Below are 19248 nucleotides of genomic sequence, written 5' to 3' on the forward strand. Positions count from 1 at the left end.
ATTACTGTTTAAAGCGTGGTCAATTATCAACATTTTATTTGATATTTGAAGCCAATTTCATGTGTAAAGGTGTTCCGAACACATGGAATGTACACTATACCATGAACAAAAACTTAATTAGCAATTGAAATTAGACCTATATCAAATCGACGCATTTACTGATACGATTTTTAAGGGCAACCCTGCATGTGTGGTTCCCTTAAAAGAGTGGCTTCCTGATGAAGTTTTATTCAACATAACTAAAGAAAATGCCGTAGCGGAAACTGCTTTTTTTGTAGATCATGGAAGTCACATCCATCTCCGCTGGTTTACACCTGATATAGAAATGGACTTATGCGGACACGCAACGCTGGCAACCGCGCACGTCCTGCACACGATCATGAACTACGGTAAAAATACGATCACGTTTAAAACAGCAAGCGGCTTGTTAACTGTTACTATTGAAAATGATCGCTATTCGTTAAATTTCCCAGCAAGGAAGCCTGTTCCAGCAGAGCTCCCAGAAAATATCAGTAAAGCATTGAACATACAACCCAGGTTAACCTTAAAGTCCAGGGATTATGTCCTTATTTACGAAAGCGAACAGGAAATTAAAGACATTAAAATCGACAGAAACATTTTCGACCTTGTAAATCTGGATCCTGGTGGCTTAATTGTTACTGCGAAGGGCGATGATTCTGATTTTGTCTCAAGATACTTTACACCGCAGTCAACCATCCTCGAAGATCCTGTAACCGGCTCAGCACATTGTTCGCTAATTCCTTACTGGAAAGAACAACTTGGCAAGCGGAACATGGTTGCCATACAGGTTTCTAAACGCTCAGGCACGCTGTATTGTTCAGATCAGGATGAAAGGGTGTTAATTAGTGGTTATGCGAGAACTTATGCTATCGGTTCAATCTGGATCGCTTAACCATAGTCTAACAAAGAAGACACAACTAACTTATAAACAGGTTAATCACATGATATGCACACGTTACTAACAGCTTATCAACATCAAAAAGTTCAAAAACTGAGATTTATAAACCTACCATATCTGCCAGCGATGTTTTGCAGAGTTGTTTTGATATCAGTATATTATATCCTAATTTTAACAAAATCTACCCTAATCCCATGATAAAATCAGCGCTCCGCTCCTTTTTGTTGTTCACATTTTTTTTTGTCGCACACATTTCGCTGTCGGCACAAACTAAGGATGCTCTTCCTGGCTCCAAAAAGGCGGATACCGTAAAAACTAGCTTTGTTGCCAGAATGCAGGAATTTGCGCGCAAAGAAGCAAAAGAAAGCGCTCGGGATTTTGAGAATGATAAAGCAATCCTTGCGCAACACAAAATCCTGGACGAAGTCAAAAAGACAATGCAAGTCGCAAAAAGCTACCTCCGAACCGGTGTAGATACCACAGGTGCCCGGGCGCAACTTATTGAAATCGAAGAAAATTATAAAACTGCAGTAGATGGGGTCCTTACAAATAAAGGAACGGCACAAACCTTTAGAAACGTTACTGCAACATCAAAAATCTTAAAGGAATTACTCGGCAAAGCACAACAACGCAAAGTGCGACTGGATATGCATCAGCAGCAGTTAAATACATTTCGTTATCAGCTCGACTCCCTGCTCAATGCACCTTCGCTATTTAAATTCTCAACAGACTCTGCTGTACTTATCAAATATCTGCAACAACTTGGCGTCGTTGCTTATGAAGTACATCCGATAGATAGCGCATTAAAACGTGCCAGCAATAATGTGCAAGGCCTCCTTAACCAGGTCAATATGCAGGTGTTTAAGTTGCAAACAAGTTCAGATGAGATTGCACAATACCAATTGGCAATGGCGAACAATACTTTTAAACGGGAATTTGGAAATATCTGGGAGCCTGCATCAAACTATCGCCCATTTGATGAAATCATAGATCAGGCAAGCAAAAAAGGTATGCTCACCCTCTATTTCTATGCTGAAAACAATCTGGGTAAACTCGCTATTCTTTGCGTACTCATCCTAACTTCTTTCATTTATCTACGCTCATTGAAACAAATCTATATAGAAAAGGAACTGCTTAATGCCGACATGGAGGGGCAGTTGGTATTGCGATACCCGCTGTTTTCTGCGCTGCTGATCGTGATCAACATGTTTCAGTTCATGTTTCCTGCAGCGCCCTTCATCCTGAATGTTATTTTCTGGCTGATCGCCTGTGTTAGCCTCACCATTCTATTCTATAAATTCATTACCCGTTATTGGATGAACATTTGGCTGATCATGGTCGGACTGTTCCTGATAACGGCATTCGACAACCTGATTCTGCAGGCTTCAAGAGCCGAAAGATGGTTTATGCTGCTTGTGTCAATCACCGGTTTCATTGTTGGTACTACAGTACTATTCCGGGGTAAAAAAGAAGAACTCAGAGAGAAGCTGATCCTTATTTCTATCGGATTTATGGCTTTTCTTGAACTTGCCTCTACCCTGGCCAACCTATACGGTAGATATAATCTTTCCAAAACACTACTGATCAGCGGCTTCCTAAATGTCGTCATTGCAATATTATTTCTGTGGACAATCAGATTGATCAACGAAGGGCTCTTTCTTGCCTTCAGTGTATACACACGACAAGATAAAAAGCTGTTTTACTTAAATTTCGACAGGGTTGGAACAAAGGTTCCTCCTTTATTTTATTTTCTGCTCATTGCCGGATGGATTGTCTTGTTTGGTCGCAACTTTGCCGGGTTCGACTATATCGCCGAACCTCTGAGAGACTTTTTCAGTCGTTCCCGCACCATTGGTGATTATACGTTCAGTATCAATAATTTATTGTTATTTATCGTGATCATGGCAATATCTGTCATTATCTCTAAGGTTGTTTCTTTTTTTGCATCCGACAAAAGCCTGACAACGACAAAAAGTAACAAACAAGAAAAACAGGGACTTGGTAGTTGGCTCCTATTGATTCGCATCTCCATCTTAGCAATAGGTCTTTTTCTTGCTGTTGCAGCCGCCGGAATCCCGGTAGACCGCATCACCATCGTTCTTGGCGCCCTTGGAGTCGGAATAGGTTTCGGTCTACAAACGCTGGTCAACAATCTCGTAAGCGGACTGATCATTGCTTTTGAAAAACCTGTCAATGTAGGAGATGTTGTTGATGTAAGCGGACAAGGCGGTATTATGAAGTCCATCGGCTTTAGAAGCAGTATTATTTCCACCTGGGAAGGTGCAGATATGGTAATGCCTAACGGCGACCTCCTCAACTCGCACCTCATGAACTGGTCGCTAGCCGGCAACCGCAAAAGAATGTCTATAGCCATAGGCATCTCTTACGATGCAGATCTGGAAAAATGCAGACAGCTCCTCAATGGAATTCTTGACGCAGAAGAACGGGTTAGCAAATACCCGGCAGCAGTAGTGCAATATGAACAATTTGGAAGCAGTGCCATCGACGTAAAAATTCATTTCTGGACCAAGCATATCGCTGAGGCCTATGCGACAAAAAGCGATCTTATTATCGTGATCAACACCACACTGAAAGAAAATGGAATAACAATCCCTTTCCCAAGGCAGGATGTGCATTACCAGCCAATTGATCCACCAAATAGCATTTAACAAGAAAACGGAGCCCGTCACTTTCGATCTGGTACTCCGTTTTCGTTTCATTTAAAGCCTTAGCTCTATATAAAACATCAATATTCTGTATTTAACTTTCCGGTATTGCTTGCGCAAGCTCCTTCTGCTTTACTCATGATCCCTATTCCATAGAATATTGATCCGATTTAAGGTCTGTCTCAGATTCAGCCCGGTGCACCTTTCTCAAGGTAACCAATACCATTTCTCTGTTGCCAATGAAGCTGATATATACTGATCCGTCGATATCTCCAGAAACCTTTTTGCCCTGAGGCAAGTATTTCTTTTTGGATGATTTCATTCAGACTGTCAAAGTACTTCCTAATTGATAAACCTAAGTTACGTATTGAACCGTTTCCAACCAAATAAAACACAAGTAACTTATACACAAGTTAATCACATGATATTAACACGTTACCAACAGGTTATCAACAGTGTTTTCAGCGCACTAAAAGCTTAATATAATGCGGTCAATACATCTTTAGAACATCAGCAGAGCCAATTCATTAACCATAAAACCGGCCCGGATCTTAACGATTCATTTCGCCTGTTCATCGAACACTCTTTCCACTTTCCTAATGATCACGGTAGTTTTAAGCAACGAATCAAAAATATAAATCAACAGGTTATGGAAAATCAGACATTAAGTTTCAGATATGAACTAGAGAAAAAAGAACCAAGATTAGGTGATGGCGGTATAACCAGAGGTGCGTCAGTAAAAGAATTTCCGGCATCAACAGGTATTGCCGGCGTCAGCATGCGTTTGCAACCGGGTGGTATGCGCGAACTGCACTGGCATGCAAATGCTGCTGAATGGGCGTATGTTATTTCAGGCACGCTACGCACCACTATCATCCATCCAGACGGCCAGACTTATATCGATAATTTCGGACCCGGTGATGTCTGGTATTTCCCAAAAGGATATGGCCACTCTATCCAGGCAACCGGATCTACTGAAGCACACTTTATCCTGATTTTCGACAACGGTAATTTTTCAGAGGATCATACCTTTAGTATTACCGACTTCATGGCCAGCGTTCCAAAAGAAATCCTCGCTCAAAATCTGGGCATCTCTACAGCAGATGTTGATCAACTGCCTAAAAAGGAAGCCTATTTTGCTTTAGGGCCAAACCCCGATGAAAGTAAGTCTTTTGCCGTTGCTCGTCCAGATGTCCAGCTTACCAGCATGCACAGATATCCACTCGAAGCCCAACAACCAAAAGTCGTTCCTGGTGGCGGCACTCAGCGACTGGTTTCTATGGAGCAATTTCCGATCAGTACCAGCATGACTGGCTCTATCATCGAACTTCAGCCAGGTGCCCTTCGCGAGATGCACTGGCATCCCAATGCTGATGAATGGCAATACTATATATCCGGAACTGCAGAGATGACCGTATTTCTGGCAGAAGCAACCGCAGTAACCGAACAGTTTAATGCCGGAGATGTAGGCTATGTACCTATGGGCGCCGGCCATTACATTAAGAATAATGGTGACGATGTGTGCAGGATTCTTATTGGCTTCAACAGTGGACACTATGAGTCTATTGATTTAAGCGCCTGGCTTGCCGGAAATCCAAAAGATGTGGTAAGCACGAATTTATTTATTGATGATGCATTAACAGATAAATTGCCAGAAGGCAAATTATTTATTGTACCTGAAAAGTAGACTAAGAAAGACATTAACCCTTTATTTTGCCATATTAAAGTCATAACGAAATGTAATAATATATCCATAACAATATTAGGCGGATTCAGTCGTCTTATATCCGAGAGCGTTAATTTAGATGAAGCGGGACAGGTCGGTATGATCAGTCCCGCTTTTTTTTATCTATTAGCGGTTCATTCTTAAAGGTCTTTGCTTACCAAACATTTTTTACATTTCAGATCGCTAAGTATTTTCCAATAAGCCTATAAAACCAAGTTCAGAATGCATAAGAAATTGCTTCGAAAACAAGACGTATAGGCATGGTATTTAACGAGGCATTAGGGCGGCATTGCCCCGGGGTTGACGCCCCCTTAACCTACCCCCTGGGGGCGTCAACCCCGGGGTAAAGCACTGAGAAAGACCCGGATTCCATATGTCAGAATCAAGTCATTATGCATCGTATCTATTTGTTTTTCAGATGCTTATTTGTACATTGATTTTATTATATTAAATCATCTTAAACTTCAGATTATGGCATTTGCACCAAACGGACTAGGGGGACCGATTTATGGTCGACTAGGGAATTACGTATATTACTTGCTTAACGGCGAACCGGTAGTACGCAAAATCGGACGAAGAATTGGACCACGAACTCCACAGGAAATAAGATCATCGAATAGACAGAGTTTACTGGTCCATTTTTTCAACCCTATGAAGGCTTTTATTAAGAAAGGCTTTGGAGCCGCGGCTGAACACACTACTTCAAACTATCATAATCTGGCAATGTCTTACAACAACCCTAAAGCTATCGCTGTAGACACTGATCATCCAACTATTTTGTACGACAAGATATTATTAGCTAAAGGCGAGCTGCTGGAACCTGCAGCTCCAAATGCGGTTATCGATGGGGATAATATACTGTTTACCTGGGAATACGACGAAGATTTACACTGGAACTTTTCTGAAGACCGGGTGATGATGCTTATTCATTTCCCTGAAAAAGGCGCCTCTATATTTAAGATGACTGGTGCTGAACGTGCGCAGGGTTATGACACATTCCATTTGCTACCAGGTATGACGACTGAAAAAATGCATATTTACGTTGCTTTCTGTTCAAGCTATTCGGAAGAAGTGTCCAATAGCATATATATCCGGGAGATCAATTAGGCGAAATTGTTAATCAACAGAGTAAAATCAAATTGTTATGGCATCATATACAGAAGGCATTAACGGACCATTCACAGGAAAAGTTGCTTCAGTAATCGGCACATCAAACCGAGGAAAAGCTGTTATGAAAGGCGTAGGGGACATAAGGATAGACAATCCTACAGAAGCCCAATTGTTATCACGAGACCGGCTTTCGACGATGACAAGTTTCCTTACCCGTATATCGACAGTACTACAAATTGGCTTTCCGGCGAAACGGACGGGCCTGACGTCCGTTAATCAGGCGATAAAGATTAATATGAGAAATGCGCTTGATTTCTCTGCGCCCACCGCCGAAATAAACTACCCTAAGCTGCAAATTGGCAAGGGAAGTCTTCCAGCTTCTTACAAACCAGGGATACAAGTAGCGGGGAATTTTCAAGTGAGGTTTTTCTGGGATCATTTTCCGATGAGTAATCCAAATGATCTCGTCACAATTCTCTGCTACTGCCCTGCTCTTAATAACGCTCATCGTTTCATTAACACTGCAAAACGTTCGGCCCTAGAGTTTTCAGCTAACTTAGGAGATGCGTTTCTAGATAAAGAAATCCATAGTTGGATCCTATTCTCGAATGGAACAATCGCCAGCAATAGCATGTACCTTGGTAAACTTATAGTAACGTAACATAAGCAGTTACAGATAGAATTTATGCTCCGCCGACTGTGATAAAGACCTAATAGCCAATATTTTTAATCTATCTGATCGAACAATATATTCTTATCTGTTGTTATAAATAGCGATCACCCTTAAAAGAACGCTATGAAATCTTACTTAACGCATGCACTCGTTATTTTTACCATTTGTGCCGCAATGGTTAACACTGCACATAGTCAGACAACAAACCACCTGGAAAAAGTCCCACCGTCTCGGATCAACAAGTTTATTGACAGTTTGAAAATAAAGATTGCCCGTGATACACTTAAATTTAATCAGTTAGACTTGATTGGCAATGGAAAAGATGTGACAAACGTCGCCAATTACAGCAAACTATTTATCATCAATAACAAACTCAGCTATAAATTAGATGTTTTAACTGCAGCAGATGTAGCCTTTTTTGTTAGAGAGTTCCTTACCCCATCAAAAATTGAAGAGATAGGTGTTCTGAAAGCACCCTACTCAAACATGGCATATGGTGCACGTGGAGTAAACGGAGTAGTCAACATTCAGTTAAAAAGCACTGCAAAAATTGATCCCGCGGTAGCACAACTCTCGCTTAGCGGAGAGCAGGATGCCGGCGCTAGCAATTCGGACAAATTGAATATCAGACAATAGCTTTTAACCATATAGTTGATGCAACATTTGATCGGTAATTTCGACTTGTTGATGGTTGGCACTCCAATCCTGCAACATGAAACAACTAACTTACGTACCGCTCGTCCTTTTCGCCCTTTTTTCACCGATAGTAAATTTAGCACAAGAGAAAAATGCTGACCGACTGTTAAATGAATATATTATCAGTATAGACTCCGCTTTTCAGCGTGCTGACACGGTTGATTTTAATAAACTTATCCCTTTAGCAGAACTCCAAAGCTTCTATCAAGCTACTGTCAACAAAAAGTTTGAGCGAAAAGCAGGACTACACCGCATTATCAAAGTGCAGGGTGATAGTGCTTTTGCATTGATTACCGGCGCGGTATTGTATGGTAACTCCGGAGATGAGACAAACACATCGGTGATTTACAGTGGTATTTACAAATTCAAAAAAATAAATGGATCCTGGATAATTGCCGAAAAGTTGGCTATAGACCGGCTTAATAAAATCAAAAGGCAGAGCTTAAATCTGAAAGTAACACCGGGAGCCGGCATAATTGTTTCTGACACCTTAACTATTGATGTAAGCGACCCATTGGGTTTTGCTGTAAGATTTAACCATCATGCTTTGATATCCGGGCTAACAAGCAATGGACAGAAATTAAACTATCTGGCTGGCGGCGGATTACTCTGGGTCAACACACAGCTGCGCGGCATACAAAAAATTGTACTTAATTACAGTCTAGCAATCGAGAAAGACGACAATAACAGGAACTCAGGTTATTTCGGTGACATTTTCGGACATGTGCGCAATCAATATTGCTGGCATCCCTTTTTCAGTTTCTCTAGCGCAAATGACCGGGCTGATTTTTCTGTTCATGCTGAAATTCCTGCGACATATGGGATATCCACCACCCTACCGCAGCAAGAGGCAGTTGAAGGTCAGCATAAAATCGTCAGCGCTAAATCTGACGGCCCTATTTTTGCCCTCGGCCTATATTATGACAAGGAATGGGAAACGACAATCTCTAAAAAGGATGATATTGCACTTGTAGTTTACGCTACAAAAGATTTTCGGCCTGACCACGAGCTGCTGTATCAGCAATTCTCTAAGGTCTATGACACCCTGCAACGAAATTTTGGAAAACCACAAGGCAATTACTTCGGAATTTTGCAGGATCGCTCCAGCGGAGGCAATGGCTGGAAAAACAGAAGTAACAGCGTGATTATCGCTGCAGAGACCGGTGGGTATATCATTACCGACAAACCAAGTCCGAGAGCAATTTTTGGACATGAAATCGCCCATCAGTGGACAAATCCAAACGGCGCAGCAACGAATTTCCTAACCGAGGGTTGGGCAACATATGCAGAATCAATACTTTTGAAAGAAACCTATGGCGACACAATTGTACGGACATTCTTTAAATCCCAGAAGCTAAATTATATCAATGGCAAATTTGACGGACACGCTGATTTATTGAACGATTATGGAAATAGCGGTGTTTCGTATAGCAAGGGCTCCTGGTTGTTCTATCTGCTACAGCAATACGTTGGCGAACAAAAGTTAGCTGCAACAATGTCAGCGTTCAGTAAGTTAACAAACCAATCAGTAAAGACATTTATTGCTCAGCTAAACATCAATACGGGAAAGGATTTGGAATTATTTGTCAATTCCTGGCTGCATAGCAAGGTGATACCGACCTTAAGTGTAGAGCAAGCAAAAAACACTTTAACAATCATTCAGGAATCTGACGTTTTCATCTTTCCATTAACGGTTCAGGCAACACTCAAGAACGGTAAAACGCTAAAAAAGAAAATAGTATTGAGTAGCAGAACACAGACGGTGCATTTTGATGGAGGAACGATATTGAGTTATAAATTAGATCCGGATGATGCGGCTTTATTTTTCTCGAAATAAGCATGAAGATTTACATTAAAAAAAGGCTGTAAAAAAAGAAAGGGTTGTTCCATCCAGACACATCCCTATTCTAACCAAATATAAACCTGTATGAACGGGTTTTCCTTTATATCTTCAAGTCACAGTTTTGACTGCTGGTTAACAGACTTGAAAATGATATGTCAATTTTAAATGTTCGATGATCCGCTGATCATCTACTTGCTGATACAAATATAAGAACTATTTCTTAGTGTACAAAATACACTATTATTTTTTTTTATAAAAAACACGAGAACTACAGAAGAAATCGAAGTTCTAATCCGATTTTCTGTTAAAAAACCTCTTTAAAGCAGTATTTTGACAAGAGGACACCATAAATTGGATCAAAAATTCAAATTTAGTCAATTACAAATGACATTAATATGATAATACCGTTTTGGTTTTCGGTATAAAAAATCAAAAAAATACGAAGTGATAAAGATTATGAAAGAAGTGATAAAGATTATGAAAAGTAAATGGAAGATAGAGAGAAGAGAAAAGGCTATAAAAAAAGAAAGGGTTGTTCCATCCAGACACATCCCTATTCTAACCAAATATAAACCTGTATGAACGGGTTTTCCTTTATATCTTCAAGTCGCAGTTTTGACTGCTGGTTAACAGACTTGAAAATGATATGTCAATTTTAATGTTCGATGATCCGCTGATCATCTACTTGCTGATACAAATGTAAGAACTTTTTGTTAGTGTACAAAATACACTATGAATATTTTTATAAAAAAGTTATTAGCATTAATTCATGTATCCAAATATCATGCCGTTTGGCTAACAGTGTTGCATCCGCAATACTTAACTTCTGTAAAAAAACGAATTATTTCTGACATTTGATGTAAAAAATTAAATAAAAATATTTTTTTAACCTTATAATTCGGAATTTGATTATCTCATCCCCTATTTAATTGGCGTTATCCTTCATTAGCAAGAATTTTTAGCGCTTTCAACCCCAATATTGAGCAATAAAAAATTGAAATCCGACAAAAAGACGAATTCAGACAAAATAACTAATCAACAAAACAATAAATAACCTTACATAATAGGATACACAATACACTTTACCGAACTCAATGTTAAGTTAAACACCATAAATCAAAATTATACCAACAAAAACTCATAAAATGATCAATAAACACTCAATAAAATCATATTTTTCGGTCAAAATTTAAAAAATAACAATAATTTGAACTTATTTCAAGAAATAACACCACTAAAAAACCTATATGATCCAAAAAACAAAATTGGTCAACCAAATAAATACTATTTATTTCGATTTAGTCAGTTTTCAGAGCTACACAGATATGTATATTTATAAGAACACTGTCTTTTAGACACAATCACGCTTTTATACAAATTTAATTTTCAGTTATCTATTAAAGGTTCAAATCCAATTTTTATTACATCCTGAATTTGATTTTAACTTTTTTTAACGTATAGTGTGTTAAAATAATGAACCAATTGTTATTGTTATTCCTGATATTTGCGGCGTTAGGTCACAGGTTTAATTCATATGTAGCACCAGGATGACTTTATCCGTTTAGCAAGGGATAGATAACGCTAACAGCTTAGACTTAAAATCAACTATTCGTATTTATGAAAATTTCTACAAACTTCAGTCACAACAAAACCTCTCGTTTATTGATGCTGATCGGAATGACTGCAGGAGCGCTGCTTTTCAATTCATGTAAAAAAGAAGATGCTACTGTAACTGTAGCAAACGGAATTGCGCTGATCAATGCATCACCTACCCCAGCTACCTATAATGTATATCTCAATACCGATACACGTCTCAATAGTGCTGCTCTACCATTCGGCGGCACGGTATCATACAGGACGATTGCCTCTGGAAGTAATACGTTGAAATTTACTTCTGCCAGCTCCATCGAAAGCCTTCTTACAAAAACGGTGACAGTGTCTGATAACAGCGCGTATTCGTATTTTTTAATTGGCAGCACAACTAGTACACTAGATGGTTTATTAGTGAATGATGATTTGTCTGCAACCTCTTCAGATAAAGCCTTTGTGCGTTTCATCAATTTATCTCCTGATGCGGGATCGCTTGACCTCGCTGTCACAGGTGCTACAACCAATTTAATTTCAGATAAAACTTACAAGACAGCGAGTTCATTTGTCCAGGTTGATCCAAAAACATATTCATTTGACATCAAGGACAAGGCAACTGGAGCCGTTAAAACAACATTAACTGGCGTTGTATTCGCCGCAGGATACCATTACACAGTTTTTGCTAAAGGAATGAACACACCAACCAGCCAGCAAATTGGTTTTGGTGGTCAGACTATGACCAATCAATAATTTTTTTCAGATGGGATTAGCTATTGTAAGCTAATCCCATTTGATTTAATAAAAAGGCCCACTTATCAGCAATCTCAGCAATAACTTTATCAGTAGGCTTTCCTGAACCATGCCCTGCATTGGTTTCAATTCTGATCAGTACCGGTGCCTCCCCTCCTTGTTTTTCCTGGATCGTTGCAGCAAATTTAAATGAATGTGCAGGCACTACCCTGTCGTCGTGATCAGCTGTAGTAATCAACATTGCCGGGTAGCGCGCAGCCGCTTTGATAGCTTGTACAGGGGAATATGCTAACAGATACTCAAACATCTCTTTCGAATCTTCTGAAGTCCCATAGTCGAAGCTCCAACCGGCACCCGCAGTAAACTTATGATACCTGAGCATGTCAAGTACGCCGACAGCGGGAAATCCTACTTTAAATAAATCCGGTCGTTGGATCAGCGTTGCCGCTACAAGGAGTCCGCCGTTAGAGCCACCCATTGCAGCAAGGTAACGGGATGAAGTATATTTTTCAGTAATCAGGAATTCCGCAGCTGCGATAAAATCGTCAAACACATTTTGTTTCTGCATCTGGGTTCCGGCTACATGCCATGCTTCGCCATACTCGCCACCGCCTCTTAAATTTGCTACAGCATAAACCCCACCCTGCTCAATCAGCGCTACCACAGCCGTGCTGAATCCGGGCGTTAGGCTCACGTTGAAGCCACCATAGCCATACAACACCGTTGGATTTTGCCCATTCTGCACCAGACCTTTCTGGTGTGTAATAATCATTGGCACCCGTGTGCCATCTTTGGAATTGTAGAATACCTGCGTAGACGTATACAAAGAAGGGTCAAATTGTACGCCTGATGTTTTATAAATCTCCGAACTCCCGTTCGCAATAGTATATTTAAATATCGTGGGCGGATAGATATAAGAAGTAAATGTATAATAAAGTTCTTGTTGATCTATTTTTCCACTAAATCCTGTTGCCGTACCTAAGCCCGGCAGGTCGATAGTTTGTTCGAGCGCACCAGAAATCGCGTATTGCTTTACCATTGAAACAGCATCTTTGATATAATTAGCAAAGATTTTACCTCCACCTGTTGAGGGGCTCAGCACATTTTCTGTTTCTGGAATCAGGTCCTTCCAGCTTTCCGGCTTCGCGGCGGCCACATGGGCCGTCACGATACGTCCATTGGGTGCGGCAAGATTAGTATATATGTATAAAGTAGCGTCGACGTTGCAAAGCACATCATGGTTCTGTTCAAAATTATCCACCAAACATTGCAACCCGGCATCGCCTCCATCATTGAAGTCTTTGATGTAGAGCTCATTTCCGGACGTTGAGTTTGCTGCCGTTATTACCAGAAAACGCTCGTCTTCGGTCAACTCGGCACCTACATATCTGCGTGGTTGTGCGGCCCCTCCAAAAACCAACTGGTCTTCAGACTGGCCTGTACCCAGAGTATGGTAATAAAGACAATGCTGATCGGTTATGCCTGACAGTTGACTTCCCTCTTTAGGCTGGGTGTAGGTACTGTAATAAAAACCTGTATTGCCTTTCCAGGCTACGCCCGAGAACTTAACGTTAGTGATCGTTTCAGCAACAAGTTGCTTTGTCGCGGCATCCAGCACGTATATATCGGTCCAGTCAGCCCCACCTTCCGACACCTGATAGGCAAGCATACTGCCATCTTTGCTAAAGCTAATCCCAGCCAGGGCCGATGTTCCTGATTCAGAAAAGGTGTTGGGATCTAAAAAAACTTCGGGAGTTCCGTCCTCCAGCTGCCGGTATAATACGCTTTGATTTTGGAGTCCGCTATTTTTATAAAAATAAGTATATACTCCCCTTTTAAAAGGTTGAGAAAATTTCTCGTAGTCCATCAATTTCTTCAGTCTTTCCTGGATAGCACTGCGGAAGGGTATATGGTTTAGAAAATCCTGTGTAACAGCATTCTGTGCCTCAACCCATTCGGCGGTTTCGGCAGACTTGTCATCTTCCAGCCAGCGGTATGGATCTTGCACCTGGATTCCAAAATAGTTATCAATTATCGTATCTTTTCGGGTAACTGGATATTTCATGCCTGCAATATAAGCTTAAATGTAAATTGGCGTTAATTACTTTGTGAATCTATAACTACATTCGCCCTTTAATATTTTCTTTATATGAGTAAAATCTCCCTGATGGCTAGCCTTGCACTTATAGCAGGTAGCTATAGTGCAATGGCGCAGGCACCAGCAGCCCAAGTGGCTATTCAGCCTTATCGCGCTTCTGCCACAAAAGTAAACGCTTTGGTACATACTAAACTGGATGTACGATTTGATTATGCTAAACGGTATTTGTACGGCAAAGAGTGGGCAACCTTTAAACCCTACGCCTATGCAACAGACAGCCTGACGCTTGATGCACAGGGCATGGACATTAAAACTGTCGCGTTGGTAAATGGTAAAACATTGCAGCCCTTAAAATTCAGCTATGACAAACAGGAAATTAAGATTCAGCTGGGTAAGAAATTTTTACCAGGCCAGGCTTATACTATATATATTGCTTATACGGCAAAACCTGACGAGTTAACTGTTAAGGGATCAACAGCCATTACCGATGCTAAAGGTTTGTACTTTATCAATCCTGACAGTGCTGTAAAAGGTAAACCCGTTCAGATTTGGACACAGGGAGAAACACAATCTTCTTCAGCATGGTTCCCAACATTGGATCGACCAAACCAGAAAACCACGTCGGAGATCAGCATGACTGTACCTGCAAAATACGTTACACTGTCTAATGGACAGCTGACTACGCAGGTAAAAAACACTGATGGCACGCGTACCGATACCTGGAAGATGGATCTTCCCCACTCTACCTACCTATTTATGATGGCAGTTGGCAATTTCAAGGTATATCATGACAAGTGGAAAACGAAAGAGGTAAATTATTACCTGGAGCCAGCCTATGCGCCTTATGCAAAACAAATTTTTGGCTTAACACCAGAAATGATAGATTTCTATTCTAAAACTTTGGGTGTAGATTATCCATGGAATAAGTATAGCCAAATTGTGGCCAGGGACTATGTTAGTGGTGCAATGGAAAATACTACCGCCACATTACATGGCGAATATGTACAGCGTACGCCCAGACAAATGCTGGACGAAAACTACGATAATCCAGAAAGCACCATTGCTCATGAACTTTTCCATCAATGGTTTGGCGATTATGTGACTGCAGAAAGCTGGAGTAATATTACAGTAAATGAGTCGTTTGCTAATTATAGTGAGGTATTGTGGGCACAACACAAATACGGAAAGGATGTTGCAGATGACCACAATTACAGAGATCAGCTGAGCTACCTGAGTCGCACTTCAAATTACACAAAACCACTCGTTCGTTTTAATTATGATGACAAGGAAGAGGTTTTTGACTTGGTTTCTTACCAAAAAGGCGGGCGAATCCTGAATATGATGCGGAACTATCTTGGTGATGCGGTATTTTTCAAGGGACTTAATATTTACCTGAAACAAAATGCCTTCAAAAATGGTGAGGCTCATTTGTTGCGCCTGGCAATGGAAGAAGCAAGCGGACAGGATATGAACTGGTTTTTTAACCAATGGTATTTTAATGCTGGCCACCCTGTTGTGAATATCAGCTATGCCTGGGATGCTGAAAATAAAAGAACCACGGTGACGATGAGCCAAACTCAAAAAGGAGCGCCGTTTATCATTCCTATGGCTGTTGACGTTTATTTAGGTGGCACCAAACAACGCCACCAGATCACGTTGAAAGATGCCGTACAATCTTTTACATTTCTAAGTCCAACCGAACCGGATCTAATTAATGTTGATGCAGATAAGGTTGTACTTTGGGAAAAAGCAGACCAGAAAAGCCTGCACGCGTTCAACTTTCAGTTTGCGCATGCTCCTCTTTACGTAGATCGTTTGGAAGCTATGTTGGTTGCGGCTAAGAACATTCAGGACCCGGAGAGCTTCTCGACGTTGATTACCGCCCTGAAAGACCCTTATTATAATATTCGTTTAACTACACTGAAGGTTCTCGATTTGAAAGATCCTGCTATTTCAAGGAAACTGATGCCTGAAATCCAGCGGTTGGCAGAAACCGACCCTAACAATTCGGTAAAAGCAGAAGCGATTAATATGCTGGGTACAGTTGTGAGCTCTGCTTACTTACCTATTTTCCAGAACGGCTTAAAAAGTCAGTCGTACAATGTGCAGGCTGCTTCATTAACTGCCCTGGCGAAACAAGAGCCCGCTAATGCTGTTCAAGCAGCCAAATCATTAGAGAAAGACAATAAGGGCTTGCTCACACGCGCCATTAGACTGGTATATGCAAATAATGGCACATTGTCTGAACTACCCTATTTTTCTGAAGGTTTTGCTCAAAAAAGCAGAGCTGAGCAACAGGCTGCTTTACCACTTTATTTAATTTTGGTAGGGAAACTGAATAATACTGCCGCGCTGGAGCTTGCCGTAGACGATGCGAAGGCATTCGGTCTGGGCAATAGAGCTCAGGGCATGAACAGATATGCAAGCACATTGCTAAACAAACTCAAGGAAACGCCAATTGGCAAAGCCAATGTAGCTTATATTGATGCCGCTATCGCTGAATTAAAATAATGCAGCAACCGGCCTGTTAAACTTTTTTAAGAATGAGTATCATGTAGGATACTCGTTCTTTTACATAGGTAATAAATGCCATTTCCGTTAGCTTTAAGGTCTAATTTGTATGGCATAAAGGTAAATAGCAATTGGGATGGTAGAAATACCTACAATTAGGTATTTACATAAAACAAAAAAGGGCGGGGTTAGTATCAACCAACCCACACCCCATTAACGCTCTCAAGGGCTAAGTTATAAAATAGTATACTAGCAGACAAGGGGATGGCTGTTCATTTTTTTTATTGTTTTCATAAAATTCTGTGAAAGGCTCTCGTAAACCCGGCATTTTCAACACAGTATTAGGACGTGTACCTAAACGGAACAAAAATAAAAAAGACAGTGTTTTTACATAAATATTGAAGTTGGGCAACTAATTTTGATTTCAAAATAAATGATCATGGTAACAATTAAAAATATAGGGTTTATTGGTTTGGGTAATATGGGTGTTCCCATGGCAACAAATCTGGTGAACGCAGGTTTTTCAGTACAGGTATACAACAGGAACGCTCAGAAGGCAAAAGACTTTCAACAGACTGTTGATATCCAGGTTGCTGACACTGTTGCTTCGTTGGTATCGACATCAGACGTGATTATTACCATGCTGAGCAATGATGCGGCTGTGCAGGAAGTTTATGGCAATCTGTTTGCTGCTGGTGCAGGAAAGGCTTCTATTTATATTGACATGAGCACTGTATCTCCCGAAACAACGCGGCAACTCGCTGCTACAGCAGCAGAGAAGGGAATTTCGTACCTTGATGCTCCTGTATCCGGAAGTGTAAAACCCGCAACAGAACGACAACTGATCATCATGGTTGGCGGGGATGCTGCTGCGTTTGATCAGGTACAACCGGTTTTCGCCGCTCTTGGCAAATCGTCTACACTTTTAGGTGCCTCTGGTGCTGGTAACATTGCTAAACTCGCTATTAACCTGTTTTTGGGAATTACCATTCAGGGCTTATCGGAAGCAGTTGTGTTTGCAGCAAAGAATGGAATCAGTGCCGAGGATCTGCTACCATTAATTAATAACGGACCGATAGGCAGCGGAATTACTAAGTTGAAGACCAGCAACATTGTAAATGAAGACTACACGCCAGCTTTCGCGCTTAAGTTATTAAAAAAAGATATCGGCCTCGCCGAAGCAATGGGAATGGACACCCCTACGGGAAAAGCTTTGTCGGCAACCTTGATTGACGCCGTGGAAAAAGGTCTTGGTGATGACGATATGGTAGCCATACACCGTTACTTAACAAAATTTATTAGCTAACAAAGGTTCCCTTATGTTATCTTTGCAGCATGATAGCTATTGGACAATACAATGATTTAAAAGTCGCACAGAAAACTGAAAAAGGACTGATCCTTACTGACGGGGATAAAGAAGTGCTTTTACCTTATCACCTGGTACCTGCAACACTGGAAATTGGGGGCGACTTAAACGCATTTGTGTATATCCATAAGGACGGGACTTTACTTGCTACAACCCAAAGACCTTTAGCCTGCGTAGGTGATTTTGCTTATTTAACGGTAATTGATTCGACCGAAGATGGGGTCTATATGGATCTGGGCATCGATAAAGATATCTACGTGCCTACCCGGGAACAGAAGCGTCCGATGTTTAAGGGTGATAAGCACGTTGTCTATGTGTTTCTTGATGACAGCAATGACCGTATGGTAGCTTCATCACGTTTAACGAATTTTGTTGAGGAAGATGATATCGACCTCGAAGAAGGCGATGAAGTAAGTTTGCTGATTGTAGACAGATCTGATCTTGGTTTCAATGCGATCATCGATAATAAATATATCGGTTTGTTATATACCAACGAATTGTTTGACGAATTGCATTCCGGGGAAGTTAGAAGAGGCTGGGTTAAAAAGATTCGTGTAGAAGGAAAGATTGATTTAAGTCTGCAACCTATGGGTTATGGTCATATTTTGGACAGCAAAGAAGTTATTTTCCAAGAATTAAAAGCCAGTGGTGGTGTTATTGCCCTTGGAGATAAAAGCTCACCTGAAGATATCTACCACAGGTTCAAAATTAGCAAAAGTGCATTTAAAAAGACGATCGGTTCTTTATATAAAGAACGTTTAATTGTGATTTCTGACCATGAAATCAAGATTAACGTTGATGAAGAAGCAGAATAATTCGTTTTTTTAAAAACACAATTGATGATAAGCTGTTACACTATACAAAAACACGTTTATCATGAAATACAAAAAATTATTATCCAACTGCACATCCAGCGGATCTGATTCTTCTAAAGCGATTGTAGCACTTTTAGCCGGTTTAGCCGTTGGTGCTGTATTAGGTGTTTTATTTGCGCCTTCAAGTGGAGAAGAAACCAGGGGCCTTATTGCCGACAAAGCTGATGATCTTAAAGAAGATCTAAAAGATAAATATCAAGCTGTTAAAGACAGGGTAGCTTCTGGAAAGAACGACCTTGTTGACCTTAAAGACAGTGTTGTAGACAAGGTTAAGAGCAAAGCGCAAGGCCTGTCTGATGAATTTAAAGCGTACAAAGAAGACTCTTTAAATGCGGTAAAAGATGCATCTGATGATGCAAACGACGCCGTTCAGAACGCCTAATTCTGATTTTATTTAAAAATCCCCCTAATTTGCACTGCCCCCAAAA

General features: G+C 40.6%; 14 protein-coding genes. 12 read left to right on the top strand and 2 right to left on the bottom strand.

The genetic code is table 11. The annotated features are described in order from the left end of the window. Positions 1 to 124 precede the first annotated feature (124 nt). Positions 125 to 913, top strand: coding sequence for a PhzF family phenazine biosynthesis protein (locus CLV32_RS01275; protein ID WP_133551594.1), 789 nt, complete (start codon positions 125 to 127; stop codon positions 911 to 913). A 200-nt stretch (positions 914 to 1113) separates the two neighbouring features. Next, positions 1114 to 3588 (top strand): mechanosensitive ion channel family protein, encoded by a 2475-nt coding sequence (locus CLV32_RS01280; protein ID WP_243732206.1) that lies wholly within the window; start codon positions 1114 to 1116, stop codon positions 3586 to 3588. 142 nt (positions 3589 to 3730) lie between these two features. Here CLV32_RS01280 and CLV32_RS23025 read toward each other — a convergent pair whose 3' ends face one another. Next, entirely contained in the window at positions 3731 to 3907 is a 177-nt protein-coding gene (locus tag CLV32_RS23025) for a hypothetical protein (protein ID WP_166641856.1), read from the bottom strand. A gap of 327 nt (positions 3908 to 4234) precedes the next feature. On the opposite strand from CLV32_RS23025, the gene CLV32_RS01285 reads away from it, so the two are divergent. From CLV32_RS01285 to CLV32_RS01310, 6 genes are all read left to right on the top strand, one after another. Then, a complete protein-coding gene (locus CLV32_RS01285) occupies positions 4235 to 5272 on the top strand; it encodes a cupin domain-containing protein (RefSeq protein WP_133551596.1) in 1038 nt (345 codons plus the stop codon). Positions 5273 to 5782: 510 nt separating this feature from the next. Next, a complete protein-coding gene (locus CLV32_RS01290) occupies positions 5783 to 6418 on the top strand; it encodes a DUF6266 family protein (protein ID WP_133551598.1) in 636 nt (211 codons plus the stop codon). A gap of 37 nt (positions 6419 to 6455) precedes the next feature. Further along, positions 6456 to 7082 carry a DUF6266 family protein gene (locus tag CLV32_RS01295; protein WP_133551600.1) on the top strand — a complete coding sequence of 209 codons (627 nt, stop codon included), beginning with the start codon at positions 6456 to 6458 and terminating at the stop codon, positions 7080 to 7082. Between the two features lie 135 nt (positions 7083 to 7217). Beyond that, complete coding sequence (locus CLV32_RS01300; RefSeq protein ID WP_133551602.1) at positions 7218 to 7730, top strand: TonB-dependent receptor; 513 nt, start codon at positions 7218 to 7220, stop codon at positions 7728 to 7730. Positions 7731 to 7806: 76 nt separating this feature from the next. Next, positions 7807 to 9627 carry a M1 aminopeptidase family protein gene (locus tag CLV32_RS01305; RefSeq protein WP_133551604.1) on the top strand — a complete coding sequence of 607 codons (1821 nt, stop codon included), beginning with the start codon at positions 7807 to 7809 and terminating at the stop codon, positions 9625 to 9627. Between the two features lie 1623 nt (positions 9628 to 11250). After that, entirely contained in the window at positions 11251 to 11970 is a 720-nt protein-coding gene (locus CLV32_RS01310) for a DUF4397 domain-containing protein (RefSeq protein ID WP_133551606.1), read from the top strand. A gap of 16 nt (positions 11971 to 11986) precedes the next feature. Here CLV32_RS01310 and CLV32_RS01315 read toward each other — a convergent pair whose 3' ends face one another. Further along, a complete protein-coding gene (locus tag CLV32_RS01315; RefSeq protein ID WP_133551608.1) occupies positions 11987 to 14035 on the bottom strand; it encodes a prolyl oligopeptidase family serine peptidase in 2049 nt (682 codons plus the stop codon). 84 nt (positions 14036 to 14119) lie between these two features. Here CLV32_RS01315 and CLV32_RS01320 point away from each other — a divergent pair, with 84 nt between their 5' ends. The 4 genes from CLV32_RS01320 (at position 14120) to CLV32_RS01335 (ending at position 19202) form a co-directional block, all read left to right on the top strand. Then, the gene (locus CLV32_RS01320) at positions 14120 to 16579 is read left to right on the top strand and encodes a M1 family aminopeptidase (RefSeq protein ID WP_133551610.1); all 2460 of its coding nucleotides are present in this window, start codon (positions 14120 to 14122) and stop codon (positions 16577 to 16579) included. 439 nt (positions 16580 to 17018) lie between these two features. Further along, positions 17019 to 17885, top strand: coding sequence for an NAD(P)-dependent oxidoreductase (locus CLV32_RS01325; protein WP_166641857.1), 867 nt, complete (start codon positions 17019 to 17021; stop codon positions 17883 to 17885). A 29-nt stretch (positions 17886 to 17914) separates the two neighbouring features. Continuing rightward, positions 17915 to 18760: a CvfB family protein gene (locus CLV32_RS01330; RefSeq protein WP_133551614.1), complete on the top strand. Its 846-nt coding sequence runs from the start codon at positions 17915 to 17917 to the stop codon at positions 18758 to 18760. A 61-nt stretch (positions 18761 to 18821) separates the two neighbouring features. Next, entirely contained in the window at positions 18822 to 19202 is a 381-nt protein-coding gene (locus CLV32_RS01335) for a YtxH domain-containing protein (RefSeq protein WP_133551616.1), read from the top strand. Positions 19203 to 19248 lie beyond the last annotated feature (46 nt).

It is taken from the genome of Pedobacter duraquae, from assembly GCF_004362245.1.
GTDB classification, from domain to species: Bacteria; Bacteroidota; Bacteroidia; order Sphingobacteriales; family Sphingobacteriaceae; genus Pedobacter; species Pedobacter duraquae.